16 protein-coding genes are annotated in these 9,532 nt (G+C 41.1%); 4 read left to right on the top strand and 12 right to left on the bottom strand.

Annotated features, from left to right (window positions below; genetic code table 11):
* From AC5JL8_RS38675 to AC5JL8_RS38655, 5 genes are all read right to left on the bottom strand, one after another.
* Window positions 1–257, bottom strand: a 257-nt coding sequence (locus tag AC5JL8_RS38675) for a hypothetical protein (RefSeq protein WP_495884968.1), incomplete at its 3' end; no start/stop codon positions are given.
* On the bottom strand, window positions 229–447 hold the full coding sequence (locus AC5JL8_RS38670; protein WP_495884967.1) for a hypothetical protein: 219 nt from the start codon (window positions 445–447) through the stop codon (window positions 229–231). The genes AC5JL8_RS38670 and AC5JL8_RS38675, both read right to left, overlap by 29 nt.
* A gap of 189 nt (window positions 448–636) precedes the next feature.
* Window positions 637–1,029, bottom strand: a complete 393-nt coding sequence (locus tag AC5JL8_RS38665; RefSeq protein ID WP_495884966.1) for a nuclear transport factor 2 family protein — start codon at window positions 1,027–1,029, stop codon at window positions 637–639.
* A 150-nt stretch (window positions 1,030–1,179) separates the two neighbouring features.
* Window positions 1,180–1,677 carry a cupin domain-containing protein gene (locus AC5JL8_RS38660; RefSeq protein ID WP_495884965.1) on the bottom strand — a complete coding sequence of 166 codons (498 nt, stop codon included), beginning with the start codon at window positions 1,675–1,677 and terminating at the stop codon, window positions 1,180–1,182.
* Window positions 1,678–1,816: 139 nt separating this feature from the next.
* The gene (locus AC5JL8_RS38655; RefSeq protein WP_495884964.1) at window positions 1,817–1,990 is read right to left on the bottom strand and encodes a metallothionein; all 174 of its coding nucleotides are present in this window, start codon (window positions 1,988–1,990) and stop codon (window positions 1,817–1,819) included.
* Window positions 1,991–2,552: 562 nt separating this feature from the next.
* Between AC5JL8_RS38655 and AC5JL8_RS38650 the strand changes: the two genes are divergently transcribed.
* Window positions 2,553–3,092, top strand: a complete 540-nt coding sequence (locus AC5JL8_RS38650) for a MerC domain-containing protein (protein ID WP_495884963.1) — start codon at window positions 2,553–2,555, stop codon at window positions 3,090–3,092.
* A 1,387-nt stretch (window positions 3,093–4,479) separates the two neighbouring features.
* On the opposite strand, the gene AC5JL8_RS38645 is transcribed toward AC5JL8_RS38650, so the two are convergent.
* From AC5JL8_RS38645 to AC5JL8_RS38625, 5 genes are all read right to left on the bottom strand, one after another.
* Complete coding sequence (locus AC5JL8_RS38645; RefSeq protein WP_495884962.1) at window positions 4,480–4,959, bottom strand: SRPBCC family protein; 480 nt, start codon at window positions 4,957–4,959, stop codon at window positions 4,480–4,482.
* Between the two features lie 59 nt (window positions 4,960–5,018).
* Complete coding sequence (locus tag AC5JL8_RS38640; RefSeq protein WP_495884969.1) at window positions 5,019–5,486, bottom strand: class I SAM-dependent methyltransferase; 468 nt, start codon at window positions 5,484–5,486, stop codon at window positions 5,019–5,021.
* A gap of 138 nt (window positions 5,487–5,624) precedes the next feature.
* Window positions 5,625–5,747, bottom strand: a complete 123-nt coding sequence (locus AC5JL8_RS38635) for a hypothetical protein (RefSeq protein WP_495884961.1) — start codon at window positions 5,745–5,747, stop codon at window positions 5,625–5,627.
* Between the two features lie 238 nt (window positions 5,748–5,985).
* Complete coding sequence (locus AC5JL8_RS38630) at window positions 5,986–6,399, bottom strand: hypothetical protein (protein ID WP_495884960.1); 414 nt, start codon at window positions 6,397–6,399, stop codon at window positions 5,986–5,988.
* A 32-nt stretch (window positions 6,400–6,431) separates the two neighbouring features.
* Window positions 6,432–6,599 carry a ribbon-helix-helix domain-containing protein gene (locus tag AC5JL8_RS38625; protein ID WP_495884959.1) on the bottom strand — a complete coding sequence of 56 codons (168 nt, stop codon included), beginning with the start codon at window positions 6,597–6,599 and terminating at the stop codon, window positions 6,432–6,434.
* A gap of 234 nt (window positions 6,600–6,833) precedes the next feature.
* Here AC5JL8_RS38625 and AC5JL8_RS38620 point away from each other — a divergent pair, with 234 nt between their 5' ends.
* On the top strand, window positions 6,834–7,172 hold the full coding sequence (locus tag AC5JL8_RS38620; protein ID WP_495884958.1) for a tyrosine-type recombinase/integrase: 339 nt from the start codon (window positions 6,834–6,836) through the stop codon (window positions 7,170–7,172).
* Here the strand turns inward: AC5JL8_RS38620 and AC5JL8_RS38615 are convergent.
* Window positions 7,131–7,781 carry a hypothetical protein gene (locus tag AC5JL8_RS38615; protein ID WP_495884957.1) on the bottom strand — a complete coding sequence of 217 codons (651 nt, stop codon included), beginning with the start codon at window positions 7,779–7,781 and terminating at the stop codon, window positions 7,131–7,133. The genes AC5JL8_RS38620 and AC5JL8_RS38615 overlap by 42 nt on opposite strands.
* Before the next feature lie 428 nt (window positions 7,782–8,209).
* On the opposite strand from AC5JL8_RS38615, the gene AC5JL8_RS38610 reads away from it, so the two are divergent.
* Together AC5JL8_RS38610 and AC5JL8_RS38605 are read left to right on the top strand one after the other, a co-directional pair.
* Window positions 8,210–8,722 carry a GNAT family N-acetyltransferase gene (locus tag AC5JL8_RS38610; protein ID WP_495884956.1) on the top strand — a complete coding sequence of 171 codons (513 nt, stop codon included), beginning with the start codon at window positions 8,210–8,212 and terminating at the stop codon, window positions 8,720–8,722.
* Window positions 8,688–9,059 (top strand): thermonuclease family protein, encoded by a 372-nt coding sequence (locus AC5JL8_RS38605; RefSeq protein WP_495884955.1) that lies wholly within the window; start codon window positions 8,688–8,690, stop codon window positions 9,057–9,059. Before AC5JL8_RS38610 ends, AC5JL8_RS38605 begins: the two co-directional genes overlap by 35 nt.
* A 53-nt stretch (window positions 9,060–9,112) precedes the next feature.
* Here the strand turns inward: AC5JL8_RS38605 and pnuC are convergent.
* Window positions 9,113–9,532: nicotinamide riboside transporter PnuC (gene pnuC / locus AC5JL8_RS38600; RefSeq protein ID WP_495884954.1), on the bottom strand; the 420-nt coding region annotated here is incomplete at its 5' end.

Here is a 9,532-nt window from a genome sequence, read left to right as displayed (position 1 = left end):
TGAACAGCATTCTTCCCTTGGATGCTAAATCTGCATCTGTTAACGGGATATTGCGCGATCGCGGCGATGATTCGATTCTCATGCTCCCGAATATACGCCTCTACCTTTTTGCGGTACTGATAAGGGCTGAAACCAGTTTGTTTTGTGGGTACGTCAGTCTCAACAATTTCTCCTAGCTCATCCTCAAAATTGGTGTAGACAATCTGCTGTTCTTGAGGATCGATAAATTTAACTAAATCCCGCAGTTGACGGCGCATTTGTAAGGGTCAACTCCGGCGTGATATCCTGCCACCATGATTCGGTTTGAATGTCTGCAATCAACTCAAGTTTTGCCTTCACCCTTGGGATGGTTTGCTTTTCTTCCAAGCGGTGCAGCAAATCCCGCACTTGGTCACGGAATTTGATAAAGTCTTTGGACTGTTTAAGGACAGTAATTTGCAGTCTCAAGCAAAGTATTAGGGAGTTGGGCTAAAGATTGAGCGATGTCAAGGACAAGCCGCTGCGCGTCTACATCTACATATCAACATCGGTTTTGCCCTCACGTCCATTGATTTGTTGTGCCGCACCGTTATTTTTAAAAGCAAATATTTTATGAAACGCGATTGTCAGAAGAACTAACAGTTAAAGATTTCGCTGCTAATTAGACGTTCCAGCCTTCTGAATTGTCACTTGTATTGTTTCGCTCTCGCCAAGTTCATAAAGACTTATTAAATTGTTCTCGATTGTGAAGATTTGCTCAACAGTCATATCCGCGAGCAAGTTGCCTTGCAAATCTTTAATAATTTGATGAACTGTTACGATATCTCTGCCGTCATCGTCCGTTTCGTAATCTAATGGTTCGAGTTGAGGTTGAATAATCTTAAATTGATTCGTCCAATACTCCCGCACTGCGTCGCGCCCGTAAACGAAACCGCCTTCCAATCCGTTCGCCCATTTTACGTCCGGTTGCATAAACGCAATGATTGTTTCAATTTCGCGTTTGTTGAAAGCATCGTAAAGATTTTGTAGAAATTGTTGATTTGAACTCATAATTTTTGAATATACATCACGAACTTTGTCAAAACAAGAAAGCGGCACAACGACTAAGATAAACGGCGGCAAGTAAAGAACAACTCAGCACCAAGATCATTCAACCGTCCGCTTCATCGACTTGTTATGCCGCAACCACTCTAGCAGACATCAATCCTCAGCAGATTGCTTGCTGCTCCAAAAAAGTTGAAGTGCTGACTCATCAAGTATATAAGCTGACTCACCATCCCGAATCACTCGTTTACCAAGCCGAGGAAAAACGCCAATATCTAAGCGTCCTGCTTCTCCACCTATCAGGTATACAAGGTCTTCATTGAATGGGTTACGAAGATGATGGGGTTGTTGAGGTAGCCCAAATCCCATAAAGTCTCCTGGCTTAACTTCGTATTCCCTTTCTCCAATTTCCGCAATACCTCGACCTGACAAGATATAAACCCACTCTTCTTCATCCTGGTGAGCGTGATAAATGAAAGATTCCTTGCCCGGAGGTACACGAGCAATCGTCACACCAATGCGTTTAAGACCGACAGTACGCCCAAGAAACCGTAAATAAATTTCTGAATTAGGATTAAGCGGATGATGGAACTCAAACGCATCCATTGAATTGATGTCTGATGCTTTCAGCAAAGAATTTTGTTCATCAGTCACGTTAATATCCTCCAAAGCTAGGCAAAAATAATCAGTTCTAAAAATACCTTTTAGGTTTCCCGCAAGGCATTTTTTAGCGTATTGCTAGTAACAATAGCGGTGTATCCCGCCTGCTTATCAAGCCCAATGATTTTAACTTTTATGAAGCACAGCCACAAACGGTTTGACATTGAGTACATACTTCACCGCTTTGATGGCTATTAGCGCAAGCTTCGCAGCAATAAGGTTTGCCATCTTTGATCACGGCATCCTCAATGGAGAATACGCATAAACAAGTTCCACAAGCACATTTGAATTGAGATACGTTAGACATAGCCTTACACTCTGTTTTTTGTGAAATCCGGGAGTTGAGTAGTACAGCTAGCGCTCGCCTTTTTGCACTACAGTCATAACATATCAGTATTTACTCAGATGTATTAAAAGGAAGCACACAGCAGAGAACTTTTAACACAGACTGCGTGTGAGGCTTGTTTTATGATCGCCCTAGACGCTTGTCGCCATTCTTGCGCTTGACTCACAGCCAACGGAGGGGATCAAGAACATTCCATGTGAAATGAGCTGTTCTTGAGCAGAGGGAGCAAAAAAAGTTTTAGTAATTTTTACTACCTGTATAGCCATGAATACACTTATTTCTTTCTCTCGCCCTGCCTCAAGAGCTTACTGATCTGACAAAATCGCATTGCTCCCCGTCAATATCTGCTTTCTTCAAACTTTACTGTTGCCCGTTAAGCGTTCTCTGTCCTTAACAGAGTTGACAATAAAACTTTTCGGAACATAAATCAGCGATTCATTGTTAAATCTCAAAAGCTCAAGTAGCAGATGTAAAGTCAAACTGTGCCGGAGGTTTTCTGAAGGCTCATGTGTGTCTATTCTCTTTGATTGCAAAAATAGATGGAAATTCCGAGTTAGAAAAGATTACTCTCAAGAAGGTAACAAGACCAGATACAATTCGAGCTAATGTCGGTAGTTACCGCTCAATAGCAAATCTCAACAATCAATACAAAGGAGTACTACTTGTGCAGAGCGCAAGAATGCAGGTTTTGATGGATAAAACTGCGATCGCACTTTCTGCTGCGTGTGCAATTCATTGTCTTGTCCTACCAGTTATCATAGTCATGCTTCCTGCACTGTCAACGACTTTTGTTGGTAGCGAAAGCTTTCACCGTCTGATGGTGTGGTTTGTCTTTCCGATCAGTGCCTTGGCTTTAACTCAGGGTTGTCGTCGCCATAAAGATCGGATAGTACTCAGCTTTGGCGGATTGGGGTTGGCGCTTTTAATCGCTACCGCAATTATTGGTCACTCCATCTTTAGTGAAGAGTTTGAGCGTCTGACAACGGTTTCTGGAGCAATGTTTTTGGCGTTTGGACATCTGCGTAACTATCAATTATGCCGTAAGCATAAATGCAGGTTCTAACAAGGGTGATGGCTCTTTAAGAGCAATGCAAGCTATGTGCATTCATCACGTTGTGCAAGATTATACGTTCTCCCTTCATTTCTAGCCAGTTGCCTTCACACGACCTTGCGTGCCGTATCTATCATGTAGCGTCTCGACTACAGCACTCTCGTAACTGGCCCACACCGGAACAACACAAGCTCATCGTTTGACCATCTCCGCCGTATAGCTTTTTGCTTGTCCCGTTGTTTTGTTATTTCCATTAAAACTGCAACCGCACTCTATCGGATGCCAAATTGCCAAAATCCTCAGGGGATTATCTCGTTCCTAGATTCAGGTGGGAGCAACGCGCTCATAGTGAGATCGTCGTGAAATGAGCTGGCGTTGCGGGGGGAGCGGGGGTAGCTGGGGGAGAAAAAAAATATTTGTAATTGGCAGCCAAATGCCTCAAATCATTGCTGGATAGGAAATGTACGCATTTTTATTTGGCGTTTCTTGTATTTGCTTCCCCAGCCTCCCCAGCCCAGCCCAAACCAGCCACCTCACTTGCATCGCGTTGCTCCAGATTCAGGCTCCAGAACTAGGGTTGAGTTTTTGCATTGGCTTGACCCTATTAATTGTTAAGGATTTTAGACAATTGTTATCATCTGAGTGCTGTGTTAACCGTTGCATTGCTTGTGATTGCTCTTGCAAGGATCTACGGCTATTAGTTAGGCTTCATTCTTGATTTTAACAGGTTTAAAATCAGCGTACTTGAGGTCAAATACTTGCTTGATTTGCTTGTCTAGCTTGTACTTTTCGAGAAGTTGACACACGTTTTCGTCCGTTTTTACCGACTCAAACGTGTGCCAAAAACTTACTTATGACTAATGTACTCATCACTTAAGAGCGAGGAGTGCTAAAAGTAAAAATTGGTTACTATGTCTTTCGAGTGTACTCTTGTGGCTGTCTAAATCAGGTAACCAAGCCAATAATATCAATCTAATAACAAGCTAGAATCACATGAACATAACTCCTTCTCGTGCCTTAGTACACTGCGATCGCCTGTTTGAAGTGCAGGCGATTGCTTCTTAAAAATCATCCTTGCGAATTCCCAAAAACTCAACACAGGTGGCTGACTCTGACCCTGTGGGATGGGCGGCACAGACAGGGATCATGGGAGTAGAACTGGCAGCAATTGCAGTCGAGAATTTTAGGTATGGTGGCGAGCGTGGGTGAGCTTAATCCCAGTTTCTCAAAAATTAGTCCTCATCTCTAACCTCTAACTGATAAATTTTCATCGATGGGTGTTCGTCCATCATCCACCGATAATACCCACTCTTGGGGGGCAATACCCTATCACCACAACGATACAGAGGCGATCACTTTTTACTAACATATATTCAGAAGCAATTTAAAGGTGTTTTTTCTAATACGATTCATTCCTTAAAAGGCGCGCATTCAAGAGTTGAGCCAAAGCTTTGCCACCTTGGTGCATAATGACGTTGTGATTCCATTCCATCAAGGGTCGAATGAAAATTGCTAGTAGATTCATCCAAGCTTTCGTAGTTTTCACAGTCCAGGTATAGCGAACAATCGTTCCATTTTCAACTGCTTCTAGTTCCCATAAACCGACTCCTTCTATTTCACCGTGGGCAACTGCTTCCATTAATACAGGAGCTTCAATTCTCTGAATGCAAGTGTCAAAGGTGAGTTTGTAGAAAAGAGGAGTTTTCCAAGTAAAACGCCGGATATTCCCTACTCCATTTGTTTGCCCTACCTGTAGCTCAACTACGCTTTCGACTGCTTTCCAGTAAGGAGGCCAACGTTCGGAATGGATAATTGCATCCCAAACCTTCTCAATCGGCGCATCTAAGTGCCAAACGGTTAAAAATCGGTAGCTTGCCATACTTTTTAGCTGTTCCTATAAGTAGCGAGCGCGATTATTCTACCAATAGTAATGAATAATTAGGTCTTTTGAGCAATGATATAAACATGATTTTCAGGATATTGGTCATATTCGAGGTGGCGGCATGTGCAGTCATGGTCAGTGAGAATTTGTAGCAAAGTATCTACGCCCAAAGTGCTGTACTCAAAGTCCTGACCTTGAAATGCCCCCGAAATCTCACTTTTTGTATGTCCGCCACCACATGTGAATAGGAGTACTCCCTCCGGTTCAAGAGCATCGCATAACTTTTTCATCACAGGCTCTTGCACATTTAACGGCAGATGAAAAATGCTGTCCCAAGCAGAAATTAAACTATACAGTTTCCCAGGAATCCAACAGCAGATGTCTTCAGTGTAAAATGTAATCTCTGGATGCAGGTGCTTGGCTAAATTTATCATTTCTGGGGAAATATCAAGTCCTTCAACCTGAAATCCATGCTTGGATAAGATGTTGATAAAACGCCCACTGCTTCCACAACCTACATCAATAGCTAAGTGCCTCTTAAGTAAGTCGGTGCAATAAAACCAAACTATGTAAACAAAGGTAAATAAGGCTCAAATTCTTTTTCTCCCTGCTCCCTGCCCCCTGCCCCCTGCCTTATTGCAACAATAATTATTTACGCCGACCTACTTAGAAGTAAATTTGATAGCCCGCTCCAATTGCGCGATCCCGTAGGTTGAATCTTGATGCTCAGTCTGCCACCATTGGGCAATTTGATCATATCGAGCGGCTGTGGCATTTGGATTCATCTTCTCTTCCCATTCAACGCAAAAAGTTTACCTGATTGTGCAATCAAAACATAATTATCAGGGAAACTGGGCGATCGCTTATAAACAGAGCAGATAAAATGTTGATTAATTAATCTTTGAATTAACTTGAATAGGAGCTTGGGCTTGTTTTGTTTGTATATTGCTCGTGCTGGGCGTATTTAACCTACGGGATAATGCCAGCACACTCATAGCAAACTGTTGATAGACTTCTGACGATTTATTCATAAAAATGATAATTGAGTTGCGGTGGCTGTGAATTGCTAAATACCGAATACCGATTTTTCTTGATGATTGCATATATGATCAAACCGACACCTATACCAATAATGATTAAACCAAATAAAAAAGAGCGAACTAGTAAACCTAAAGCAAAAAAGATACAAGAACCTCCAAAAACTAGCAGTGCATAAATAGGTGCTTCTTGAGTTTCAACTGAATCAATATTTTGAATTCGTATCCAAGTGTCTTTCTTTTCTAAATAGGTTCTAACTGTGGCTTGAAGAGTATCACTAGTTACTTTAATGGTCATTTGCCCTTTAACAGGAATTAAAGCATTACCCCACACCTGAGCAGGTTTTCCTGTAATTTCAGGAAGAGGCTGATTACTTCTCATATTTGTATTACCGTTCATTAAATGCTTTACCTGTTGTGTAAACCTAATTCCTATTTGTTCTCTGGATTTTGTGCTTCTTCAACAGTCAAAGAGCGGATTAACTCTCGAATAACATCCGTTGCTGGTCGTCCTGTCATTGAGCAGTATTTTTCTAATCTCTCTGCTTCGCCTGATGTGAGATTGATTGTCAGTCGTTTAACAGCCCATTTCTTATTCACAGGTTTAATAAGCTTTGTTTGAAATTACTTCTCTAATATCAGCCAATTAAACTGTCATTACAATGATAGAAGTAATGATATTAGCTTCAAGAAGTTGTGAAGGAAATGCTATTAAGCTTAAAACTGTAGTGAAGAGCTTAAATACATTTTATGGTATGAAGTTTAGGTAGCTTAAAATTATTAATTGTGAACAAAATATAAACTAAAAGCCATAATACTCCCAAAGTGAACCGGGTGGGTCTGAAACGGAGTATTAACTCGACTACCAGAAAAAGGGGGTTGCCGTTGAGCGATCGCGCGATTAAAAAATTGATTCAGGATATCTCTGAAACGGCGAAGGTGGAGTTTTCCTGTCAGTGGTTAGGCCACTCTCATGCAACGAGGGCGGTGGAGAGTAAACCGCTTTTTCAGGTGCAAGACCAGTTGGGGCATAGTAAGAGTGATACTACCAAGGGGTATGTTCGTTCCAAAAAGGATGCGGGAACGGGTACAGTGCTACCGAAGTTTGGATTAAAAATGGTAAGTTTTAATTTATTGGGCATACCGTTTCGTGTTCAAATTACGTTTTATTAGTAAACCTACAACCCCAATAGCACTGACTAAAATACTTAAACCAGAGTTCGACTCAGGAACTTGCTTAGAGACAACTTTCAAGTTGGTAATATTGTCACGGATGAGCAACTCGTTTGTTGTAGGATCAAAGAAGTCGATACCAACACCTCTAGAATAAGAAAGCGGATTCTCAGAAAGTATGGGGAGTTCTGTTTGCTTACCTGAGTAGAATAGCGCAACATCAAATAGACATGTAAGGCTAGAAGAAGTTATGCATCCAGGTGGATAACTAACGCCGCTAAGAACTCCCAAATTCATCGGAAAACCAATTAGATCAGAACTAACAGATGGAACAACATCAAAGTCAGCAGTGACGTTACTTAAATTGACATAGGGCGCTGAGATAGAAAAGTTAGAAACAGCACCAAGGTATGCAACTCCCGTAACATCAGGTCGAAATATCGCAGGTTCAGGAGATGGAGGGGTGTTCGTATTCAAGGTAAATGTTCCTGTTGCGCCATTTGTAGTAGAAAAGTTAAAGTCTATTAGGGCAGCTTGAACTGGTTCTACGCATATGGTTCCTAAAACAATAAAGGCTACTCCGGCAACAGCGGTAGATAATTTCTGCATGTGTTTTTTTAGGTTTAGCACCAAAAAGTATACTTTGGATACAGAAATTATCTCAATCTGCCAAAAGGTTTTACTTAGATTTACCGTCTAATTCAAGTATTGCCAACATTGCTTTTTATCAAAAGTGCGGATTTCGGATGGATGATGTGCGCCAGGACTACTTTTGGTATTTACCTAAGCCAAGCTACGAAAGCAGCATTCAGATTCAGGACTTGCTCGTATTTCGTTTCGATTTGGTGCCATGCTCAACTATGAAAAAAACAAACTGAAAGAGGAAAAGCAAATTAGGTATGGAAGGAATGGCACGCTTGATAACGCTAAATCCTTTATTTACAAGGATGAGCGGGTGTAGGGTGTGGGGTGTAATGACGATTCCTATAGTAGCTTAGATATAAGTATGGCTACTTTAAGATTGAGTGACTAGTGCTATGTACATTGAATCATTATCGATAGCAACCCTGGAGCAAGCAATTCATTTAAGAGAGGAAGTTTTCCCAGGCGTGAGTAATAGTAGTGATGGGCAATCGTTGGTGGCAAGTTTATATCTAGATAAATATGCTCAATGGTTTTCAAACAGTGGAATTACCCAACTCAATTACTGGGTTGCTATCGATGAGAAGTCTTTGCAAGTAATTGGGCTAACTGGGTTATACTGCAAAAGCGAAGACGAACAAGAAGCTGACTGGTTAGGCTGGTTTTGTGTAGCCTCACGATTTCGGGGAAAAGGAATTGGAAAAGAGCTATTAGACTTTACCATCGACTTAGCACAAGCAAAAGCAAAAAGGTACTTACGCTTGTATACTTGGGAACATCCTGATTCTTATGTAGCCCGGATGCTTTATCTCAAACGCGGTTTTTACCAAATTGGTGAATCCCCAAACAACAGCGGATTTAAAACTATCTATCTTGAACTCCAACTCGATAGGGCTGTGTGGAATTAATACAGCAGGATTAGATGAAAAAGCAAAAGATAAACTACAATCGCTTGTTACAATTAACGATAATCAAGCCATGATCATTCCAGCAGGAAAAGATGAGCAAGGGCGCACTGTTGCAGAAGTGATGGCTTACGGTAAGGGTGGAGTTGAGATTAGCTTTCAGGAAGAATTGCTCAAGAGTGGCTTGGCTAGAACGCGACAAGGTAGCGCGGAATGCCCGAATCAAATAACTTTTGAAAACACACAGAGGATGGCTGTAGCATCAAAGTTGGGGTATGGAGTCAGGACAAACAGAATCTGCGTTAAATTGAGAGTCGTGTTGAAAACAAAAGTAGATTAAAGAATATCTTGATTCTCAATTTCACTATTGTCAAAATAGCACACTTAATTAATCTAGCTATAGTGCAACTTAACTGTCTTCAGCCAAGACATTAAGCCATTAACCGCCATAAATAACAAAATTACATAAAGTAAAGCAATAAATCTTACTTCTTTAACAGAATATAACCAGATGCCGATTATATCAACTATAATCCAGTAATACCAACTTTCAATTCGCTTGTGGGTCATTAGCCACATGGCGGTAAAGCTCATAATTGTTGTGAGTGCATCTAAGTAAGGAAAAGAAGCTTTCTCTGGAAATATTGCAGGTAGTATTATATGAATCTGACTCATCAATGCTCCTATAACAAAAGTTAGAGCTATTGTTATTGAAGCAGCCACAATAATTTTACGTTTTGGGCTATATCGAACATTTAAAACTTCTCCACCATTTAGCTTGGTCGTACTCCATCGCCACCAGCCATAAACACT

Source organism: Mojavia sp., from assembly GCF_059505145.1.
This window is presented reverse-complemented; position numbering and strand designations above follow the sequence as displayed.

Excerpts from the sequence above, each read along its gene's own strand:
- AC5JL8_RS38630 (WP_495884960.1), bottom strand. The coding sequence starts at position 6,399 with ATGAACGGTAATACAAATATGAGAAGTAATCAGCCTCTTCCTGAAATT.
- AC5JL8_RS38610 (WP_495884956.1), top strand. The coding sequence starts at position 8,210 with ATGTACATTGAATCATTATCGATAGCAACCCTGGAGCAAGCAATTCAT.
- AC5JL8_RS38635 (WP_495884961.1), bottom strand. The coding sequence starts at position 5,747 with ATGAATCCAAATGCCACAGCCGCTCGATATGATCAAATTGCCCAATGG.
- AC5JL8_RS38615 (WP_495884957.1), bottom strand. The coding sequence starts at position 7,781 with ATGCAGAAATTATCTACCGCTGTTGCCGGAGTAGCCTTTATTGTTTTA.
- AC5JL8_RS38655 (WP_495884964.1), bottom strand. The coding sequence starts at position 1,990 with ATGTCTAACGTATCTCAATTCAAATGTGCTTGTGGAACTTGTTTATGC.
- AC5JL8_RS38645 (WP_495884962.1), bottom strand. The coding sequence starts at position 4,959 with ATGGCAAGCTACCGATTTTTAACCGTTTGGCACTTAGATGCGCCGATT.
- AC5JL8_RS38665 (WP_495884966.1), bottom strand. The coding sequence starts at position 1,029 with ATGAGTTCAAATCAACAATTTCTACAAAATCTTTACGATGCTTTCAAC.